Here is a 20505-nt window from a genome sequence, read left to right on the forward strand (position 1 = left end):
GTGACGCTACGTTATTGCTCGGCGAGCAAGTCCTGTCGTGGCGGGCGCCACCCGGGGACGAACCGCGGGCAGGGGGCGGCGTCGCGGGGCAGGGTGACGCTGGCAAAGCTGCCATCGCCGTACCGCGCGTCGTACAACTCAGTACTGCCGTCGGCGTTGCGGCGCCACTGCGGCACTCGGATGTACTGCATGGCCGCGGCGGCCCGGCAGTGGGTGGCGACGAGGTCGCGAAGTTCGGCCAACGGTCGGCGCCAGGCGAGGTGCCACTGGATGGTCGACGTCGACGGGCGATCGTCCGGGTCGCCGAGGGGTGGGGTGCGCGACGGTCCTGTGCAGCGGCGGGCTCCACGGACCGCCGGCACTGGCGTGACCGTGGCGCTGGTGACCACGTAGGTCGCGCGGTCGGCCGTGACGACCAGGGCGCGCAAGCAGAAGGGGTCACCCGGTGTTGGCGTGAGGACGACGTCCGTGAAGTCCTCGCCCACCGCGCGAATGACCTGACGGCGGGCCGTGCGTGTCGTCGCGAAGAACACGGCTTCGACGGCGATCCAGCCGAGGACGCCTAACGCGAGGCGGGTCGTGTGGGTCGTTCGGGCGTTGACCAGCGTCCAGCACACCATCCCGATGGTGACAACGGCGGCGACGGGGCGAGGCACCTGGCCGAGGAACCACGAGGCGGCGAGGATGGCGACGGCGGCCAGGGCGAACAGCGCACGGGTGACACGACCAGTCGCCAGGAAGTACAGGGGCGGGAGTGCCACCACCCACAACCACGGCTCGACGATAAAGATGGCGTCGCCGTAGAACCAGCCGGAGTAGACAGGCCACCACGGATGCACTCCGTAGTTGTTCGTCCAGTCCAGGACGATGTGTGACACCGTTCCCGCGAGGGCCAACCACAGCAGGGCGCGCGCGGTGGGGCGCGCGCGCGACTCGCGGCTCAAGGCGAGCGCGATGCCCCAGATCGCCAGAGCGCTGACAATGGCGAAGACCACCGTGTGGGTGTGGCCGCGATGGTGCAGCGGGTATGCGAGCTGGCCCATCCCCAGCAGGTCGCCGGAGTACACAAGGTCGCTATCCGGAAACTCCGCCGCGACAATGCCGACGGCGATGGCGGTCCGGCGGATGGCGGGGGTGATGGCCGTGCCGCGGCGAGCGAGCGCAGCCAGCGCCCCGGCCCCCATCAAGCATCCGGCGAGGGCGTGCGTGATGTTATCCACCGGGCGCTCAGCCTTCTTTGCGCTCCAGGACCTTGCCTAACGCACCGGTCGCCCGGTCATACTCGACGATATGGGCCCACTCCGTGGCATCGGAGCGTGCGACGACTGCCATCACCTCGTCGGTGTCGCTGCAGTTGAAGACCTCGTGTGGCACCCCGGGCTCGATGTAGATAAAGTCGCCGGCGGTATTCTCGACGACCTGCTTCAGCCCGTCCCCGTACTCGTGTCGCACGCGTCCCTTGAGGATGTAGAGCATCACCTCGAAGTCGACGTGCACATGCGCGTAGGCCACGCCGCCGGGTGGAATGCGCGCGACGTTCATCGAGAGCTGGCGCGCCGGGACGTTCTTGCCGGACAGGCCGGCGGCGTAGCGGATCCCGTTCCAGCCGCGGATGTCCTGGCTGCCGCGAATGACGTGGATGCCGTCGCCGGCTTCGACAAAGGCGCGGAGGTCGAGTTCGCTCATGCGGATGGGGTAGGGTGCCGGAATCTACGATGGCTCCCTGGGGACGGCACCCGGACTAGCCACGCGCGACCGCTTGGTGCGATTGCAGACAACCTGAGGGCGAATCGGCGCCGCGAGGCCGGCAGGAGAACGGCCGTTGATGGCGAGCATCGAGTCACCTGAGCCTGCCAGGGTGGTTTGTAACGCAACGGAGCGAGGTGTAACGAGGCGTGCCACGTCTCACTCCGGTCAGATGTGCGCCGCACCGTTCAAGTTGGTGTAGGACGGCACCTTACGATCCGTGCGTTGGTGGAGCGCCCCTTGCTTCCGGACGAGGGTAACCTCTCACCTGGACAATGATGCGTTCACTCCGCCCCTCCTCCTTCCTCGCCATTCTCGCCCTGGCCGCGTGCGCCGTGGCCGACTCCACGTCGCCCCGTGAACTCGAACCGCTGCTGGCCAAGGGCGGTGGCGGCGGGGGCGGCGGTGGCGGTGGCACCACGCCTCCGCCCTCAATGGTGCTCCCCACCACGCCGCCAGCGCCGGGGGTCCTGGTGCGGGAGTCGTTCGGGTTCTCCCAGGGCGTGCGGCCACACGGAGGCAAGGGTCTTGATCGGGCCGTCTTCATCCACGAGAGCCTCGGGGGGTATTGGGTGGAGTGGCCGGGGTCAAAGTCGAAGCAGTGGCTCACCCCCAATAGCGACCAGACCTGGAAGTATGCGGCGTGTTCCGAGAACCTGAACGAGATGCCGTCCCCGTTGCAGGCCAGTGCGTTGCCGAACGTGACCCTGGAGAATGGGTGCATCTCGTCCGAGTGGTTTGACGCGGTGACGTCGTATCCCACGGCGTTGATGCCGTTCACGGCACCGGCCGTCCCCTACACCTTCAGCATGGATGGGTACCCTGCGCCCATCCCCGGCGCGTACATCGCCATCGGGTTCTCCAACTCGGGGCTCCTCACGAGCAACCTCACGACGTCGGGCGTACTGTGGCTGCGGGTCCGTGACCTGCAGCTGCCCGGCGGCGAGCTCACCTGGGAGCTGCGCACCAACGGCATGACCGGGTCCGTCCTCGCCAGCGGCAATGCCGGGTATCCGGGCTTCAATCCCATGTCGCTGCGGTACGAGCCGGCGACTCGTCGCGTGACCCTGACCATCGATGGCGTGGTACAGGGGCAATGGGACTACACCCTGAATGCGCCGCGCTACCTCGCGTTCGAGGGCGTGGGCATCATGGACAACCTGGTCCTGCGGCAGTGACCCCTCGCGACGGCGCGCCGGGCCTGCCCGGGCGCCGTCGGCGGGTAGTGGTGTCGGGTCGACGCCTAACGCGACGCGATCGCGTCGGGCATCGTCTCGCGCAGGATGTCGCGGATCGCATCCCGCGTCGTGGGGTCGAGCGGATGCGCCAGAGGTGAGGTGGGCTCGCTGCCGAGCACGGCGGCGATGAGGGCAAATACCTCGCGTTTCGCGACCGGCGGCAAGGTGCGCACGCCGTCGGAGTAGACAAGAAAACTCAACGGATACTTGAAGAGCCGTGCCTTCAAGTCAAAGTCGCGCAACGATCGCCCCTGGCTGTCGCGCGGGCCACGGCCGACAAAGTCGGTCGCGAACGACGATGTCCCCCGCAGCTCGGCGGTCAGGGGCGCGGCATCGTCAAAGAAGAGCGCCTGCACCAGGCGCGAGGCGGCGGCCTGCAGCGTGGGCGTCATGGGGATCCCTCCGTCCGGCGCCGCAGGATTGCGCGGGCCGGAATACCGGCGATCCGCTTCGTCCGCGGCGCGGTGCACGAGGGTCACCAGGTTGTGCACCACGGCTTGGTGGACGAGCACCATCAGGGCCACGACATCGCTGTGGCCGTTCAGGTAGACCGAGGCGTCGAAGTAGTCCGCCAGGTTGGCGCGCTCGCTCTCCGTGGTGAGGTCGATCTGTGCGCGGTAGGCCTTCTTGTCCACCTCGTGGCTCAGCTTCGTTGACCGCACGTTGCCGGAGTGCCCATGCGGCCCGTGCGTCCCCGTCACGTACCAGCCGCCAAAGCGTTGGGCGACGGGCGTGGCGTCCGTCATCGCTCCGTCCTGCACGCCGGTGATAGGGTAGCCGAGCCGGTCGGCAATGGTCGACAGCGTCATGAGGCCGGGTACGCCCTCCGTGACGGCCGACTGATGACACATTAAGCAGGTGCGTCCTTCCCGCTGGAACGTCGGAGGTTTATCGGCCACCTGGTTCAGCGTGTAAAACACCGCGCCGCGTGACGGGTGCATCGAGGCAATCTCGAGGAAATGCCCCTCCTGTACGTATCCGATGTACACGTCATCGTTGAAATACAGGGCACGGGGCGACCACGGCGCGATCTTGTCGGTCTGCAGCGACGTGCGAGAGAACACGAGTCCCTGGGACGAAACCGGGATCTCAAGGGCCTTGAGCAATGCGGGGAGGAAGCCGAAGGCCGAGTCGTAGGCGAGGGCCGCCTCCCCGGCAGCGAGGCGACGCTGGAGTCGTTCGATGGGGTCGGCGTCGGTTGAGCGGCAGGCGCTGGCGAGCGAGGTGCCTGCAGCTCCGGTTTGTTGCGGGCACGTCGTGTCCACGGCCACCGCCGCCCCCAGTTTGGGCGTCGGTCGTGGGTGGTGAGGTGTCATGATGGCAGCCGCGAGGGCCAAGGCCGTCAGTGCGACCGGCGTGGCGTGGGCAGGCAGCATCTCGTTACCGGTGTGCGAAGGTCACGCCGCAACCTTCCGTATGGTCCGGGTGGGGGCAAGTCGCTGAAATCCCCCTTGACGCGAACGAACAAGCACACCCAAAACCAGGACGGGTCCCGACGAAGCGCCGGGACCCGTCCTGGTTCCTGTCGACCTACTTGCTCCAGGGCGGTACCACCTTGTTGCTGCGCGCATACGCGATGGCCTGCCCAAGGTGCTCGTGCAGGTGCGTCACCGTGAGTGTCATCGCACGGGCTCGGCTCCAATCCTGCCCGAAGAACTTGATCACTTCACCGGCGTTCGCGTCCGTGGTCAGTGCCATTCCCTGATGCAGGTGGCGATACGATGCCTCCAGCTCGGCGACAATCTGGTCCTTGGACAGCCTGCGCTTCTCATACGTGGCCACCGTCTTCATGTCCGCGGTGATGCCGCTGGCTTCCGGCGCCGGCTTGCCCATCGCGATCGGGATGAAGTAGTTGTCGCTGGCGACGTGCAGGAAGACTTCGCCGACGGTGCGCGTTCCATCGCTCGGCTTCCAGCCGTACGCGGCCTCGGGCATGGCTTTCGCGAGGTCGATCATCTTCTTCTGCGCGTCGTTCACATCGCGGTGCATCTCCGCCATCCAACCCTGGGCGGAAAGAGGGGCGGCGCTGACCAACGCAAAGGCGAGTCCGAGTAGACGTGTCTTCATGGCGTTCACGGATTTGAGGGGGGCCGCGGGTGGTTCCGCCGCCTGATGGAAGGATATCCCTGACGGCCCAGGCGGACAGGTGACGGGGACGAGTTCCATCGGTCGCGTGCCCAAGGGAGTCCCGCAGATGTCGACGGGGCGGCTGATTGCCTTCCAGACCCGTCCGCGCTGCCCTCCTCCGTGGGGCGATAGCCGCGCGTCCGTGCGGTTCCCGGGGGATTCCCGGGGCGCTCGCCAGGGGCGATTCTCCCGGAGCCTCAGCCCCCTGCTCTCATGTTCGCTCGTTCGTTACTGGTTTTCGGTGTCGCCCTGTCAGCTCGTCTCGCGTTAGCCCAGTCGCCGCCGGTTCGTGACATCACCTTTGCGCCGGACGGCCGTCTGGCCGCGTCCATTGAGGGAGATCTCTGGGTGCGGACCGGCGCGAATGGGTGGCGCCGGGTCACGGCGGGACCATCCTGGGACCGCTTTCCCGCATGGAGTCCTGACGGACAGTCCCTGGTGTTCACCTCAAACCGCGATGGTCAGGATGACCTCTACCGAGTGCGGTTGGGCGGCGCGGCTGCCCCCGAGCGCCTCACGACCGACCCGTTGGCGGATCACGAGCCCACGGTTGCCGGCGACGGCACCATCATCTTTGTTCGCGGTCGCTTGAACGAGGCGCGCCTGTGGCAGCGGTCACCGACGGGCGAGGAGAAACGTGTGACGGCGGGGACGACCCCTGAGCGCGGGCCGCACGTGGCCCCCGACGGCAAGCGATTCGCCTACGTGCAGTACTTCGACGGCGGTCGCCGCGTGCGCATTCGCGTGGTTGGCTCAACGACGGATTCGATGGTCACCGCGGATCGTCCTGCAGATGACATTGCCTGGTCTCCGGATGGGACACGCCTGGTGTTGAGCACGACGGCCGGTCGTGGCGCGATGTATTGGACCCCAACGGATGGGCGGTTCGTGAACTACCTCGCGGCCGCACGCGGCGACGTGGCGTGGAGCCCCGATGGACGCACCATCCTGGTGGCCGAACGAGGGAGCGACGAGTCCGGGTACAATGGCGATCCGGATCGCGTGGGGGACCGCCGGGCCGCGGAGGCGCTCAAGCCTAACGACCGGCTCCTCACGATGCCGGCGCCGGCAGGACTGGTGGACGCCACCCCGATGGCCGTAGCGGCCACGATGGATCGCGGGGCGCGAAATTCGGAGGCGTTTGAGCGGTTCGCCGCGCGGATGCGGCGCACCTACTACGACGCCCCGGGTGCCGAGCTGCGGCGCGCGGAGTGGGATCGCGTGGTGACGCGCCTGCGACCGAAGGCGGCGGCGGCTCCCACCGACGCGGCGCTCGAGGCCGTGATGCACGAGGTCGTGGCGGCGCGGCCCACGCTGCGCGACGAAGCCACGGGACGCGCCGGGGTGTCGAGTGCCCACCCGGTGTCGACGGCCGCCGGGGTGGAGATCCTGCAAAAGGGCGGGAATGTGGTCGACGCGGCGGTCGCCGTTTCGTTCGCGTTAGGCGTGGTGGAGCCGGACGCGAGTGGCATGGGCGGGTACGGCGAGATGCTCGTGTACCAACAGGGGATGACGCAGCCGAAGTTGCTCGAGTTCATGGCGCGCGTGCCGGAGGAGGCCGGGCTCGGCAACGCGACATTGCAGGAGGGCGGGCGATACCCGTCGGACGGTCCCATCCTGGCCATGGTTCCCGGCACCGTGTCGGCGATGCACACCGCCTGGAAGCGGCACGGCAGTGGCAAGATCCCCTGGGCTGACCTCATCGCCCCGGCCATTCGTGCCGCGCGCGACGGATACGAAGTCAGCGACGGTTTGGCGACCACGCTCTGGCTCGAACGCGATCGTTTCGCAAAGTACGAGTCAAGTCGCGCCATCTTCTTCAAGGATGGCAAACCGCGGGTCGCGGGCGACACGATTCGCAACCCGGACCTGGCCTGGACCCTGGAACAGGTCGCGCAACGTGGAGCCGACGGGTTCTATCGCGGCGCGGTGGCCCAGCGACTGGTCAATGACCTGCGTGGCAAGGGGAACGCGATCCGGTTGACGGATCTCTCGCGCTACTTCGCAGCCGATCGCGAACCGGTCGCCACGACCTATCGTGGTTTTCATGTCTTTGGGAGTACCCCTCCCGTCAGCGGCGGGGCGACGCTGAGCGCACAGCTCAACGCCCTGGAGCAGGTCCACGCGGTCAAGGCCTACCCGGACGACGCGCCCTCGCTGCATGCGATGATCACGGCCTGGCAGTTGGTGCCATCCTCGAGGGGCCGCATCGCCGACCCCTCGCTCTGGCCTGTGGACATCACGCCCTTTACCTCCAAGGACACCGCCCGCACGCGGTGGCGCTGTTTCGATGCGACGAAGGCACTCACGCCGGCGGCCTTTCGCGGAGACACGCTGACCTGTGCTACCCCCGCGCGGCCCGCGCCGGCCGGAACGCCAGGCGGTGCGGACGAGGCCGTCCACGAACCGATCATCACGACGGAACCGTGCAACGTGCAGGAGCACGCCCGGATGGCCGACTGTCGCGCTCAAGGCACGACCTCGTTCGTCGTGGCCGACGGGGAAGGGAACGCAGTAGCGGTCACGCAGACCCTCGGCACCTGGGGCGGGAACTTCTACGTCACGCCAGGCCTTGGTTTCCTGTACAACGACAAGTTGACCTCGTACGGGACCGACCCTAACGCGTATGGGGCGCGGATACCGTTCGCGCGGCACGGCTCCACCATTTCGCCAACCATCGTCCTGCAAGGCGAAGGCGCAGAGCGGCGCGCGGCCTTTACCGTCGGAGCGGCCGGGAACGCGTGGATCAATTCGGCGGTCTTCCAGTCACTGGTCGGGATGATTGATGCGGGGTTGTCGCCTCAGCGCGCCCTCGAACTGCCACGGTTCCTGCCGTCACAGCGTGGTACGTTTGGCGCCGCGCCAGCGGGGACCCGCGAGTACGTGATCGACATCGAGGACGGCATTCACCCGGACGTCATGCAGCGCCTGCGCTCCATGGGGCACCGGTTCAACGTGATCTCGCTCAAGGGCGAGTTGCGGATGGGGTACGGGGCCGCGATTGCGATCGGCGGCGGCAGCGTGCGTGTAGGGGCGGACCCGCGGCGGAGTGGGACGGCGGGAGCGGTGCCGTAGAGGTGGCGATAACATGTGTTTGTAGAACAACTGCCCTGCGAAGCACGGGCGGCACGAGTAGCACGGGCAGCACGCGGAGCACGAGTGCGGCAAACGACCACGAGACTCGGGCCGGAGTCGTTGTGCGCGATGGCCAGGACGGCCTGGACAACCAGAGAGCGAGGACCAGTCAATGCCAAAGATCGTCAAGAGCGACGCCGAGTGGCGTGCGCAGTTGAGTGATGAGGAGTTCAAGGTGACGCGCAAGAAGGGCACCGAGCGCGCGTTCACCGGGCGATACTGGGACAACCACGCGACGGGGATGTACCACTGCGTCTGCTGTGGCCACCCACTGTTTTCTTCGGAAACGAAGTTCGAGAGCGGGACCGGATGGCCGAGCTTCTACGCGCCGGTCGTACCCGACGCAGTGGGCGAAGAGTCGGACAATTCGTTCTTCATGCGCCGCACCGAGGTGGTGTGTTCGCAATGCGATGCGCACCTGGGCCACGTCTTTCCCGATGGCCCCAAGCCAACGGGGCAACGCTACTGCATGAACTCGGCGGCGTTGACGTTCAAGCCCGCCGATGAGGCGAAATAGGTTTCCCCGTCGTGGCCGCGTCCGAAGGCGACCGCTGGCCGGCTGAGCCGCCGGTGCAGTGCACCTTCTGTGGGCGGCGGTTTGACGAGGACGATGCGCACCTGTTGGTGATGCGCGAGGGCGAGGTGGTGGCGGCGTACCACGAGGGGTGTCGGCCGGATCGCCGGCGGAACGGGTGCGCGGGCTGTTGAGCGGGCGTTGAGTTCTTCGCGGCGAGGAACCCTTCCGAAGGCCGCAACCCGGTCTGACATTCACGGCCACCTCTACCGCGGCTTGGCCTGCCCCGATGCGCTCCATCGCCGTTCTTGTTGTATTCGCCGCCTGCGCGCGGGCAACGACCAGCACCGCCGAACGCTGGACCGAGGCCGAGCAGGCTGAGTACCTCGGCCCCAAGCAGGCGGCCATCCGGTCGACGGCGGGGAGCGCCGAGGGGCGACGGGGCGCCGTCACGGTGGCCTACAATGCGTATGCCGCGCGCGCCGGGCTGGACGTCCTGCAACGAGGCGGCAACGCGATGGACGCCGCGCTGACCGCGGCGCTCACCCAGGTGGCGACGACCGCCGGGTCCCCGGTGAGTTACTTCGGGATCATGTCCCTGGTGTACTACGACGCGAAGACCCGCCAGGTGAGCACCCTGTGGGCCGGGTGGAACACGGTGCGGGGCGAGACGAGCGCACTCACCATTCCCGGGGCGATCTCGCTCAACAGCGACGGGGAGGCGTTAGGCACCGTTCCCAGTGGCCGGACCGCCCTGGTGGGCGGTTTCATGAAGGGGGTCGAGGCGGCGCACCGGCGATTTGGGCGCCGTCCGTTTGCGACGCTGTTTGAGCCGGCGATCCGGGTCGCCGATGGCGGGATGCCCGTGCACGCGACGCTCGCCCACCAGTTCGAGTTGCGGGCGAAGGACCTCGCCCGCCTGCCCGCCACACGGGCGGCCTTGCTCAAGCCGGATGGCTCGCCGTGGCAGGTGGGTGAGATCCTCAAGCAACCGGCGCTCGCATCGACGCTGCGCCAGGTCGCGGCCCACGGTGCGGACTACATGTACAACGGCCCGTGGGGCGAGCGGCTGGTGGCCGCGGTGCAGGCGGACGGTGGCAAGATGACGATGGAGGACCTGCGCAGCTATGAGGTGATCTGGAGTGAGCCGCTGCGCGCCACCGTTCATGGACACGAGATCATCGCGGCGGGCGCCCCGAATACCGGCGGAGCTGCGCTGATCGAGGCGCAACAACTCGCTGTGGCCGCCGGACTTCCGTCCAGGCCGCATTGGAGCACGGACGGAGAGTCGCTCCGGCGCGCTGTACAGACGTCGATGGGGTTCTTCGCCGACCTGCTGCCTCCGGCGGCGCTGGGCGCCGTCCTGCCAGGGATCGACTTCTCGCCCGCCGCGCGCCTGACACCGGAACACGCCGCCCAGTTCTGGGCCGCGATCGAGGCGGGGAAGCTCCCCGTTCCACTCGCACGTCAGGCCCCGCGGCACTCGGATGATGTCGTCGTGGTGGATGCGGAGGGGAACATGGCCGCCATCACGCACAGCATCAATTGCGTGTACTGGGGGAAGACCGCCCTCAACATCGACGGCATCTCGATCGGTGACCCCGGGTCGTACCAGCAGGCGTTGATCGCCCGCGTGGGGCCGGGGAAGCCGCTGCCGGACCCCACCGAGACCGGGCTGGTGATGAAGGACGGCGAGCCGGTGCTTGCGTTTGCGTCGATGGGTTCGGGACTGCACCAGCGCACCTTGCAGGGATTGCTGAATGTCCTGGTGCACGGCATGAAGGTCGACGAAGCGATCGACGCGCCCGACTTCTTCCTCCCGGCGTTCAGTCCCGCGGACTCCGGCTTTGTGACGCCCGTGGCGGCGGGGCGTTTTTCGGCGGACGCGTTGGCGTCATCGGGACTCAAGGTCCGCGAGGTCACAGTGGACCGGGCGCGCCTGGGTGGGGAGGGAGTCTGGGTGGCCATCAGCCGCGATCCGAAGACAGGCGTGCTTCGAGCCGGATCTCACAATCGGAACAACAGTGCCGCGCTCGCCTGGTAGCGGACGGCGAGACCATGGTGCTCCGGACCACGTTCGAGGCGCGTGCACATCTGCTGGCGACGCGGCCCGGCGCCTTCTTCTTCACCGAGCACTACCGTGAATATCCCCTGGTGCTCGTCCGCTTGTCCCAGGTGAGCGAACAAGCCCTCGAGCCGTTGCTGGAAGACGCGTGGGGTGAGGTAGCCCCCAAGCGACTGCTCGCTGCGCGCGCACGCGGCGCCTGAACCTGTCGGGGAATCCCGGTGCCCGGGAAACCGACGGACGTGGTGGTCGTACGTCGTTGGGGGCGTGCTCGGATGTGGCGCGGATGACCGCGCTGAGTGCGATTGGCCCCACGTTAGCTTTCGTGAGAACCCGGAGGCGTTGTGCTTGACTCAGGTCATCGTTGGATGCGTCACGGCGGTGCGGTCGTGCTCTTCGTGCTGTGCGGTGCCGCGAGTGGCGTGGCACAGGCGCCGCCCGTCAAGGTGCTCGGGAAGCCGAGTGTTGAGATGGAGGACCCTTTTAGCGGGATCCTCGAGGTGCGGGAGACGAGGGGTGGGTCTCTGGTGGTACTGGACGCCAAGGACAACGCGCTCTACCACGTCACGCCGTCGCTCGGTGCCGCGACCAAGGTCAGTCGCGAAGGATCAGGTCCGCTCGAATACCGGCGCCTGATGTCGCTCATCGGCAGGGGCGGGGACAGCACGCTCGCCTATGACGTGCTCAATGCGCGCTTCCTCGTGATCGATGGCAAGGGGGCGCCCACGGGGACCATCTCGCTGCGGGATGCGGCGGGCGGCATGCCGGTTGGCCCCACCCAGGTGCGGGGTTACGACCGGGAGGGGCGCCTCTACTTCCAGGGGATCAAGGTCTCGATGGGGAAGGCCGGCCCATCGGTGTCCGACACCACGTATATCCTGCGACTGGACCCGCGCACCAAGCGCACGGACACGTTAGGCACGTCCCGGATGGGGATGCCGGGGATGAAGATGTCCGGCGACGTGCAAAAAGGGACCGGGAGCGTCAGCCTGACGATGCCCGCGTTCCCCGTGGTCGACGAATGGTCGTTGTTGCCCAGCGGCCAGGTCGTGGTGCTGCGGGGGGCCAACTACCAGATGGAGCTGCTGGGTGGGGCGGAAGCGGCGCGGCGATTGCCGCCCGTACGGTACACACCCGTGAAGGTGACGGCGGCCGACAAGGCGAAGGTACGTGAGCAGCTGAAGCAGGCGGAAGTGGAAATGAAAAAGGCCGCCAGTAGTGCGGCATCTGCTCTAGGGGCCCAGGGTCGACTGCCCGGGATGGCGATGACCGAACCCGACGTGTGGCCGGCGACGAAGCCGGCGTTCGGGCAGGGCGCGCTCAAGGTGGCGCCAGACGGCGAGATCTGGGTGCTCTTGCACCGTGAAGCCGGCAACGAGAAGCCGCTGTATGACGTCTTCGCACCCGATGGAAAGCTCAAGTTCCGCGTGGAGCTGCCGCGGAAGGCGTCGGTCGTGGGGTTCGGCGCAAAGGCGTTGTACGTCGCGCGAATGGATGAAGACGAGCTGCAGTACCTGGGGCGGTATCAGCGCCCCTGATGAACGCGGCACCGGCGGGAGACCAACGAAAAAGCCCCGGTGTTCGCCGGGGCTTTTTCGTGCCGTGACTGTCGTTCGTCCTAGAGCCCGCCCAGCAACGCGTCGTTGTTCGGCGTCGCCGCGATGCGCTTGATCATCCACTCCATCGCGGCTTGAGGCGGCATCTGCTGCAGACCGCGCCGCAACGTGTAAATCGCGTCGATCTGGCCAGCCTTGTACAACTTCTCCTCGCGACGCGTCCCGCTGGCGGCAATGTCGAAGGCGGGGAAGATCCGCTTTTCGGCGAGCGACCGATCCAGCTTGATCTCGCAGTTGCCCGTGCCCTTGAACTCCTCGAAGATCACGTCGTCCATGCGCGAGCCGGTCTCGACCAGCGCGGTGGCGATGATGGTCAGCGAACCGCCGCCATCTCGTTCGGCCACCGAGCGCGCCGAACCGAAGAACGCCTTGGGCTTGGCCATCGCCGAGGTGTCGAGTCCACCCGACATCGTGCGGCCGCTGCCCCGCTCGGCCGTGTTGTGCGCCCGGGCCATGCGGGTCAGTGAGTCGAGCACGATCACGACGTCCTTGCCCAGTTCGACCTGGCGTCGAGCGTGTTCCAGCACGATCTCGCACACCTCGACGTGTCGAGACGCTGGTTGGTCGAACGAGGACGAGACCACCTCACCAACACCCCACGAGATGGCTTCGCTCACTTCTTCCGGTCGCTCATCCACGAGCAGGATCAGGAGGACGGCCTCCGGGTGATTGAGGGCGATCCCCTCGGTGATGGCGTGGAGCAGCATCGTCTTGCCGGCGCGCGCCGGGGCCACGATGAGCGCGCGCTGGCCGAACCCGACGGGCGCCATCAGGTCGATGGCACGACGGGTGAGTTCGGGGCCTCCCTTGGCCGGGCGTCCCGTCTCGAGGGTGATGCGGCGCTCAGGATAGGTGGCAGTGAGCGAACTGAAGTCCGGTCGTCGCACCACCTCACCCGCCGCGGCCCCGTTCACGGTCAGGATCTCTACACAAACCGGACGATGCCGGTGATCGCGGCCGGTGGTCGCCGTGACCACATCACCGCGGCGCAAGGCGTGCTGCCGCGCGAGCTGCGGCGGGACCCAGGCGTCGCCCTGTTCGTTGAGGTAGCTGTTCCCCGGTCGACGAATGAAACCGCCCTCACGATTGGTGTCGAACCAGCCGCGCGTTTCACTGTCGGCAACCACGGGCTGTGTATCGTATCGCTGGTGATCGCCACCCCTCTGGTGATCGCCCCCGCGTGGGTGCTCGTTGCCGCGCTGATGCTCACTGCCGCGCTGGTGCTCGCCGCTGCCCCCACTGCCGCGACCGCGTCGTCCGCGATGGCGCCTGCCGCGACGACCGCGACCCTGTGGGTCGCCATCACCACGGTTGTGAGGTGCGTTACGCTGGTGTTGTCCCTGGGATGGGGCGCCGTTACCGGGCTGCCCCTGACCTGACGACTCCGGTCCGCGATCGACGTCGGCACGCTCGCTGCGCGTGCCCTGGGTGGGCTCGACAGGTGCGGCGGGAGGCGGTGGTGCGTCGGTCGTGGCCGGCGCCTCGCGCTCCATCACTGGTGGAGCGGCATCCGCGGGTCCGTCGTCTTCGCCGTCGCGGTACGGGTTCGGTTCGAGGGCGGCGTCGCCCGCCGGGTTCTTGCGGGTCGTGCGTCGGGGGCGACGACTGGGGCGTCGGCGTTCAGGCATGCAGGGAGAACTGGAGTGGAGCGAACGTGTGTATGGGGCGGCGCACAAGGCACCATGGGCCCGGCCATGCCGGGCGGACGAAAAGTCCTAACGAGACCGATTGCGAGTACGCGGTGCCCAGCATGCGCACCAACGCCACAACGCGAGGAATCGGGAAAACCTGCTGCGAGGGACAGGCGAGCGAACTCGCCACGGGATTCGGGCTCACGGTCCTGCGCGGAAAACCTCACGCGATACCGCTGACCCTTCCAGCCAACTCAAGAGACGGTGCCCAACAAACACCCGTAGCCGCCGGCCTGACTCTCGAGGACCCCCGCACCAAGGACGCGTCGAAGGTGCAAAGAGTATCGCACGGTGAGTCCGTTCGCGCAAGCCGGTCCCGCTCGCGCGCTACCGGCCTCAGATGGAATCGCCGGACATCCCTTCCAAGTGACGGACCTCGGCGATCAGCCGGTGGCTGATCGCCAGGATGCGATCCACCGCGTCTCGCTGGTCGCAAGAGAGTGGCTCCAATCGGAGCAACTCGGCCTCGGCCAGCAGTGCGGCCAGGGGATTATTGAGCCGATGGGGGAGCCGCGTCACCGAACGGCCGGCGGCCAGCAGTGTATGGCAGTGCGCCAGGTATCGGGTGAGCGCAGCGGCCTCGTGGCTCGCGCGGGACTGCGCAGCAAACACACGGTGCAGGACCGTGAGCACATCCGTCCCGATGGAACGTGCGGCGAGCACCTCGTCAATTCCGAGCATGGCCGCCGAGACGGCCTCGACTGCGCCGGGATCGTCCACGACAAGGAGGATCGCCCCCTCCCCGCCCCGGGCCCGGAAGCGGCCAATCGCATCTATCCCCTCGCCTGCGTCCGCTCCGGGGAGCACGATCAGGCAATCCGGGGCGTCCGCATGCGTGACCATTGCGATCGAGGTCGCCTCGACCGAGGCGTCGGGGAGGAGCCGCCTGAGCGTCGAGGCGACATCCTCGGCGACTCCGTAGTCCGGCGCGAGGCAGGTGATCCGGGGGCGTCGGGCGCCGGTGACGGGTCCCGTGGGAGACAGCGCCGAAGGCTGGTAAGTTGCGTCCATGCTGACGGAAGGTCCGACCCGACTGGCCGCGGAACTCGCGGCACTTGTTACCGAGTATCGAACGCAGGGGCGTTTTGCTCAACTGCGCGAGGAACTCCAGCGTATGGCGCGACTGGCCACCCCGGATGCCTTGGTGATCGCGGCCGAGGAGTTTCGGGAGGACCCGCAACTCGCGGCCCCTCTCTATGAAGTGGTGGTGGAGGCGCAGCCGAACAATGCCCGTGCCATGGTCCTGTTGGCCAATGCATACTGGTTGTTAGGCGCCGGCCCTGACGCGGTCGCCCCGCTTGCCGCACGGGCCATGGAGATCGATCCGCAAAACCGCGGGGCGTGGCACCTGTGGGCCCTTGCGGAGTCAGATCCGCGCCAACGGGCCCACCGCTGGCGACAGGTCACTGAGCGATTCCCCGGGGACGACCTGGCAGTGGCGAACTTCGCCGACAACGCGGCGGCGGTAGCGAGTGCCGAGCAGGACTATGAGATGTTGGACCTGGCGATTCAGGCGTACGAAGGCCTGCTTGCGCGCGCTGAGCACGACACGCAGCGCCAAGCGCTGGAGACGGCGCTGCAGGCGCTGCGGGGGTGGAAGTTTTAGCGAGCGGCCAAGGGCGCGGTACGAGGAGCACGAGCAGCGCGGGGGGGGCACGCGTGGGACGACGGGTGTCGGTGGCAGGCGGCGGCGGGGTCAAGAAACCCTGGGGAGTTGGTGACGTATCTAACAGCTGCGGTCCCCCCCAATCGCTGCACACCCCCGAGGGCCTATGAGCTGGCGTACGTGGCCGTCCCGCATGAGGCTGGCGCTCCGGTCGCGCTACGCGCCGCCGCAGGCCCATCCGCCGTTACAATGGAGCCGGGGAAACCGCGCTTTCGCAGCGCTCGTCGTGGCCGTCCTGGCTGGTGGTGCAGCGTTTGACATCTGGCTGGTGAGCTGTGGGTTCACGGGGTGTCCCAGCGACGCGCGGATCCTGGCCTACGCCCCACCGGAAGGCGGGCGTGTTGTGGATCGAAACGGCGAGTTGATCGGCCGATTTCGCACCATCAACCGGGTGAACGTTCCGCTCTCGATCGTCCCGCGGCATGTGCGACAGGGCTTCATCGCGGTGGAGGATCGACGCTTCGCCCGGCACCACGGGGTCGACCTGCGCGGGGTGCTGCGTTCGGTGGTCCGGAACGTACGTGCCCTCGGGGTTCGCGAGGGGTTCAGCACCATCACGATGCAGGTGGCGCGCAACGCCTTCTTGTCCGATCAGGCGGCGCTGAGTCGATCGCTGGGACGCAAGCTGATCGAGATGCACCTCGCCCAGCGCATGGAGCGCCTCCTGACCAAGGACAAGATCCTGGAGCTGTATCTCAACGAGATCTACATGGGGAACGGGGTGTACGGGGTGGAGGGGGCGAGTCGTGACCTGTTCGGCAAGGGAGTGCGCGCGCTCTCCGTGGCCGAAGGGGCGATGTTGGCGGCGCTCCCCAAGGGCCCGTCCGCCTACACCCCCAAGGACCACCCGGAGCGTGCGCGGGCGCGGCGGGACCTCGTGCTGGGCCTGATGCGGCGCGAGGGCTACCTCGATACGCGTGCCTGGCGGCGTGCTCGTGGGCAGGACGTGCGCGTGGCCCGGCGGGACTGGCGGGCGCCACAGCCTAACGAGAGTTGGGCATTGGACCTGGCGCGGGTCTTCACAGATTCCGTCCTGCGCGCCGCCGGGCAACACGGCGGTGAATTCGTGGTGCGGACGACCCTTGACCTGGCGGCGCAGCGGGCGGCGGAACGCGCCGTGCGCAGCCACGCGGCGCGTATCGAGCGGGACATCGGGTGGTGGACCGAGGGGACGGAACGTGTCCAGGGGGCGATGGTCGCCATCGACCCGCGAGACGGTTCGATTCGCGCCCTGGTGGGGGGACGCGTCCATGACCGTGGCGGGTTCAATCGCGCGGTGGCCGCGCGCCGACAGCCGGGCTCTGCCTTCAAGCCATTTGTCTTTGCGGCGGCCCTGGGCGCCGGCTTTACCCCGGCGTCTGTGGTGGATGACGAACCGGTGAGCATCCAGGTGGGCGAAGACGAATGGACGCCGGCCAACTACGGCGACGAGTATCGCGGGCCCGTGACGCTGCGACGCGCGCTTGCGCAATCGGCGAATGCCGCCACCGTGCGGGTCTCGCGCGCCGTGGGGGAGCGACGCGTGGTGGACATGGCGCGCCGCAACGGGATCGCCAGCGAGCTGCGTGCGGTGCCCGCCGTGGCGTTAGGCGCGGTCGACGTGACCCCGCTCGAGCTGGTGACCGCGTACGCGCCATTCGCCAATGGCGGATCCCGGGTGCGCCCGCGGCTGGTGCATCGGATCACGGCGCTGGATGGACGCGTGGTGTACGAGGCGCCCGTTTCGCTCGAGCGGGTCATGGATCCGGTGGATGCGTTCCAGGTCACCTCGATGCTGCGATCGGTGGTTGACGAAGGCACCGGTCGCGCCGTGCGCGCGGCAGGCGTCACCGGTCCGGTCGCGGGAAAGACGGGGACGACCAACGGGGGCACGGATGCCTGGTTCGTCGGGTACACGCCCAACGTCGTGGCCGGCTTCTGGTTTGGGTACGATCGACCGCAGCCGATGGGCGACGCCGTAAACGGCGGTCGCTACGCGGCACCGGCGTGGGGCGACTTCTACCGGAAAGGATGGCGTGAACGCAACCCGGGCTGGCGAGTTCCCGCCGGGCTCGTGGCCGTGGAGATCGACGCCGCGTCAGGGAAGCTCGCCGGCGACTGGTGCGGCGAGGCACGGCGCGAGTACTTCCGACCGGGGACGGAACCGACGGAGCGCTGCGAAGGCGCGCGAGGCGGCTGGCACCTCGGCGACCTGGTGGAAGAACTGGCGCACGAGGAGTGGCGCCCTCTCGCGCGGGAGCTGCGTCGATTGATTGAGCGGTAGACCGACGTTGACGGCGAGGGCGTGCTGAGGGCCAAGTCTCCGCCGTCCTTTTCGGACGAAATTGGCCGAGATGACGGCGGATCCGAGGGCTGCGAAGCTTCTGCAGGGCTTGCACCGCCCAGATCGTCAATGGTGCGCGGCCGCGCGACCTCGCACCTTTCCTGCTTCCTTCTCCCGTCTATTCTTGCCGTTCCCCATTGAGGCGATCACCGCTGCCGCCGCCGGCATCGCGCCGGTCTTTCGCCACTCCCCGCAGTTTCGCGCAGAATCGTTAGGCGCTGTCCTTGGGTGCGACCTGACCGTCAAGGTCGAGACCGTCAACCCGATTCGCTCGTTCAAGGGGCGCGGCACCGACTGGTTCGTGCAAGGGCTCACCGAGGCGCGGCCGCTGGTGTGCGCGTCGGCCGGGAACTTCGGCCAGGGGCTGGCGTATGCCGCGCGTGCGCGCGCGATCCCGCTCACGGTGTTCGCCTCCCTGCATGCCAATCCGCTCAAGGTGGAGCGCATGTGCGCACTGGGCGCCACGGTGCGCCAGGCGGGGGAAGACTTTGATGCGGCCAAGGCGGCGGCGCAGGAGTTCGCACGCTCGGAGGGGCAACGCTATGTCGAGGACGGGCGCGAAGCCCCGATTGCCATCGGCGCGGGGACGATTGCCGTCGAGTTGCTCGCGTCCGGCGATCGCTACGACGCGATCGTCATCCCGTTAGGCAATGGGGCGCTCCTCGGCGGGATGGCCACCTGGATCAAGTCGGTGGCGCCGGGGACCGAGGTGATTGGTGTGTGTGCCGCCGCCGCACCGTCGATGAAACTCTCGTGGGAACGGGGGGCGGCGATCGAGACGACGAGTGCGGCGACCATTGCCGACGGGATTGCCGTGCGCGTCCCCATCGTCGAGGCGGTCGACAGCCTGCGCGGCATCGTCGACGACATCGTCCTGGTGGATGAGCGCCAGATCATCGAGAGCATGCGGGTGACCTGGCGCGAGACAGGGCTGGTGGTGGAGCCGGCGGGTGTCGTCGGAGTCACGGCGATCGCTGCCGATCGGTCGCGATTTGCGGGGCGACGCGTGGCCACGGTCTTGTGCGGCGGCAATGTCACGCCCCAGCAGGCCGTCGAGTGGCGGCTGACGGACCCGGGCTGACGTTCCCGGTTCCGTCTGCCGTCACGATACCTACCCCGTCTTCACGACGCCGCGCCAATCGGCCGTCGTCCCGTGATACCCCGGAAAGACTAACGATGTCTCGCCCGCCCCCAGGTGCCGGCCGAGCACCTCGCTGAACACCGTGCGGAAGTCCGTCGTGAGGGCGAGGTCTCGCCCCTCGTGGAGCTGCTCCCGCGCCAGTCCGGGCCACGTCCCGTGGACCCGGCCGCCGTTCACTTGGCCGCCGACGACGAACATCGCCCCGGCGTGCCCGTGATCGGTCCCTCCGCTGCCGTTGGGCCGCACCGTGCGCCCAAACTCGGACATCGTCAGGATCAACACGTCGGTCATGCGGTCGCCGAGGTCGGCGATCAGGGCGGCGATGGAGCTGCCAAAGTCGCGCAATCGCGTGGCCAGCTGGCCGGTGGCGTTGCCCTGGTTCACGTGGGTGTCCCATCCGCCGACGTCGGCGAACGCGACCTCCAGTCCCACGTTGGCCTTGATCAACTGGGCAATCTCCCGCAGTCGCTGGCCAAAGGCAGACCGTGGGTAGCTCACGCCGGCCCGCGGCTGGTACTGCTGCGGGTTGGCCGCGCGAAGCATCTTCACGGCCTCGAACATCTCAGTGCCAGAGGCGTGCACCACGTCGGCGGTGCCGCTGCGGTACAGGGCCTCCAGCCGATCGGCCGAGGACCCCGTGGCGCGGACGGTGAAGTCACCTAACGATGACATGGCGATGGCGGCAGACGGCCCCTGAAGGATGCGTGGCGTCTGCGCCGCCATGGCGACACCGCGGAAGGGCGATGGGTCGCTCGCGCAGGCTTCGCACGTGCCGGCGACGGCAAGGTAGCGGTTGAGCCATCCGTCCCGTGTGCCCTTGAGGTCGGGGGTCCCGCTCTCCATGTAGTCCTGTGCGTCGAAATGCGATCGTGTGGCACTGGGCGATCCCACGGCCACGACCGGGGCGAGGATCCCGTCGCGGTACAGGGGCGCGAGGTCGCCGAGCGCCGGGTGGAGGCCGAACATTCCATCGAGGTCGAGCGCACTGGCGCCGTCCCCTCGCGCGGGCCGCCCGATGGCGAGCGACGCCCGGGCGCTGTAGTACCCGGCGTCTCCATGCGGTACCAGCATGGAGAGGGCGTCGGCAGCACCACGCTGGAACAGGCAGATCAACACCTTCCCGCGCGCGGCGCGCGGGAGCTCCAGGCCGAACGCGGTGCGACGGAGGAACGAGGGTGAGAGCCCCATCGTCACGAGGGCCAGGGCTCCGGATTTGACGAAGGCACGGCGTTGCATGGGAATC

General features: G+C 68.1%; 18 protein-coding genes. 11 read left to right on the forward strand and 7 right to left on the reverse strand.

Going from position 1 to position 20505, the window contains the following annotated elements; translation table 11 throughout:
• Window positions 1-11 precede the first annotated feature (11 nt).
• Window positions 12-1220 carry a metal-dependent hydrolase gene (locus IPK85_23345; protein ID MBK8250302.1) on the reverse strand — a complete coding sequence of 403 codons (1209 nt, stop codon included), beginning with the start codon at window positions 1218-1220 and terminating at the stop codon, window positions 12-14.
• A gap of 7 nt (window positions 1221-1227) precedes the next feature.
• Window positions 1228-1686 (reverse strand): cupin domain-containing protein, encoded by a 459-nt coding sequence (locus IPK85_23350; GenBank protein MBK8250303.1) that lies wholly within the window; start codon window positions 1684-1686, stop codon window positions 1228-1230.
• A 335-nt stretch (window positions 1687-2021) separates the two neighbouring features.
• Between IPK85_23350 and IPK85_23355 the strand changes: the two genes are divergently transcribed.
• Window positions 2022-2924 (forward strand): hypothetical protein, encoded by a 903-nt coding sequence (locus IPK85_23355; protein ID MBK8250304.1) that lies wholly within the window; start codon window positions 2022-2024, stop codon window positions 2922-2924.
• Window positions 2925-2989: 65 nt separating this feature from the next.
• Here IPK85_23355 and IPK85_23360 read toward each other — a convergent pair whose 3' ends face one another.
• The gene (locus IPK85_23360) at window positions 2990-4360 is read right to left on the reverse strand and encodes a hypothetical protein (GenBank protein ID MBK8250305.1); all 1371 of its coding nucleotides are present in this window, start codon (window positions 4358-4360) and stop codon (window positions 2990-2992) included.
• Window positions 4361-4514: 154 nt separating this feature from the next.
• A complete protein-coding gene (locus IPK85_23365) occupies window positions 4515-5051 on the reverse strand; it encodes a DinB family protein (GenBank protein ID MBK8250306.1) in 537 nt (178 codons plus the stop codon).
• A gap of 273 nt (window positions 5052-5324) precedes the next feature.
• On the opposite strand from IPK85_23365, the gene IPK85_23370 reads away from it, so the two are divergent.
• The 6 genes from IPK85_23370 (at window position 5325) to IPK85_23395 (ending at window position 12363) form a co-directional block, all read left to right on the forward strand.
• Window positions 5325-8186 carry a gamma-glutamyltransferase gene (locus tag IPK85_23370; protein MBK8250307.1) on the forward strand — a complete coding sequence of 954 codons (2862 nt, stop codon included), beginning with the start codon at window positions 5325-5327 and terminating at the stop codon, window positions 8184-8186.
• A gap of 172 nt (window positions 8187-8358) precedes the next feature.
• Window positions 8359-8763 carry a peptide-methionine (R)-S-oxide reductase MsrB gene (gene msrB / locus IPK85_23375; protein ID MBK8250308.1) on the forward strand — a complete coding sequence of 135 codons (405 nt, stop codon included), beginning with the start codon at window positions 8359-8361 and terminating at the stop codon, window positions 8761-8763.
• Window positions 8764-8774: 11 nt separating this feature from the next.
• Entirely contained in the window at window positions 8775-8954 is a 180-nt protein-coding gene (locus IPK85_23380; protein ID MBK8250309.1) for a hypothetical protein, read from the forward strand.
• Between the two features lie 95 nt (window positions 8955-9049).
• Entirely contained in the window at window positions 9050-10804 is a 1755-nt protein-coding gene (locus IPK85_23385) for a gamma-glutamyltransferase (protein MBK8250310.1), read from the forward strand.
• Between the two features lie 14 nt (window positions 10805-10818).
• On the forward strand, window positions 10819-11028 hold the full coding sequence (locus tag IPK85_23390) for a hypothetical protein (protein MBK8250311.1): 210 nt from the start codon (window positions 10819-10821) through the stop codon (window positions 11026-11028).
• Between the two features lie 165 nt (window positions 11029-11193).
• Window positions 11194-12363 (forward strand): hypothetical protein, encoded by a 1170-nt coding sequence (locus IPK85_23395; protein ID MBK8250312.1) that lies wholly within the window; start codon window positions 11194-11196, stop codon window positions 12361-12363.
• An 80-nt stretch (window positions 12364-12443) separates the two neighbouring features.
• On the opposite strand, the gene rho is transcribed toward IPK85_23395, so the two are convergent.
• Window positions 12444-13568 (reverse strand): transcription termination factor Rho, encoded by a 1125-nt coding sequence (gene rho / locus IPK85_23400; GenBank protein ID MBK8250313.1) that lies wholly within the window; start codon window positions 13566-13568, stop codon window positions 12444-12446.
• Between the two features lie 21 nt (window positions 13569-13589).
• On the opposite strand from rho, the gene IPK85_23405 reads away from it, so the two are divergent.
• On the forward strand, window positions 13590-13820 hold the full coding sequence (locus tag IPK85_23405) for a hypothetical protein (GenBank protein MBK8250314.1): 231 nt from the start codon (window positions 13590-13592) through the stop codon (window positions 13818-13820).
• 648 nt (window positions 13821-14468) lie between these two features.
• On the opposite strand, the gene IPK85_23410 is transcribed toward IPK85_23405, so the two are convergent.
• Window positions 14469-15143, reverse strand: a complete 675-nt coding sequence (locus IPK85_23410; protein MBK8250315.1) for a hypothetical protein — start codon at window positions 15141-15143, stop codon at window positions 14469-14471.
• On the opposite strand from IPK85_23410, the gene IPK85_23415 reads away from it, so the two are divergent.
• The 3 genes from IPK85_23415 to IPK85_23425 all read left to right on the forward strand — a co-directional run bounded on the left by IPK85_23415 (window position 15142) and on the right by IPK85_23425 (window position 19202).
• A complete protein-coding gene (locus tag IPK85_23415; protein ID MBK8250316.1) occupies window positions 15142-15738 on the forward strand; it encodes a hypothetical protein in 597 nt (198 codons plus the stop codon). The two genes, IPK85_23410 and IPK85_23415, sit on opposite strands and share 2 nt — an antisense overlap.
• Before the next feature lie 286 nt (window positions 15739-16024).
• Entirely contained in the window at window positions 16025-18061 is a 2037-nt protein-coding gene (locus IPK85_23420) for a PBP1A family penicillin-binding protein (protein MBK8250317.1), read from the forward strand.
• A gap of 70 nt (window positions 18062-18131) precedes the next feature.
• Complete coding sequence (locus IPK85_23425) at window positions 18132-19202, forward strand: pyridoxal-phosphate dependent enzyme (protein MBK8250318.1); 1071 nt, start codon at window positions 18132-18134, stop codon at window positions 19200-19202.
• 30 nt (window positions 19203-19232) lie between these two features.
• On the opposite strand, the gene IPK85_23430 is transcribed toward IPK85_23425, so the two are convergent.
• Window positions 19233-20498: a DUF1501 domain-containing protein gene (locus IPK85_23430; GenBank protein ID MBK8250319.1), complete on the reverse strand. Its 1266-nt coding sequence runs from the start codon at window positions 20496-20498 to the stop codon at window positions 19233-19235.
• Window positions 20499-20505: the final 7 nt, after the last annotated feature.

The organism is Gemmatimonadota bacterium, from assembly GCA_016712265.1.
GTDB lineage: Bacteria > Gemmatimonadota > Gemmatimonadetes > Gemmatimonadales > Gemmatimonadaceae > RBC101.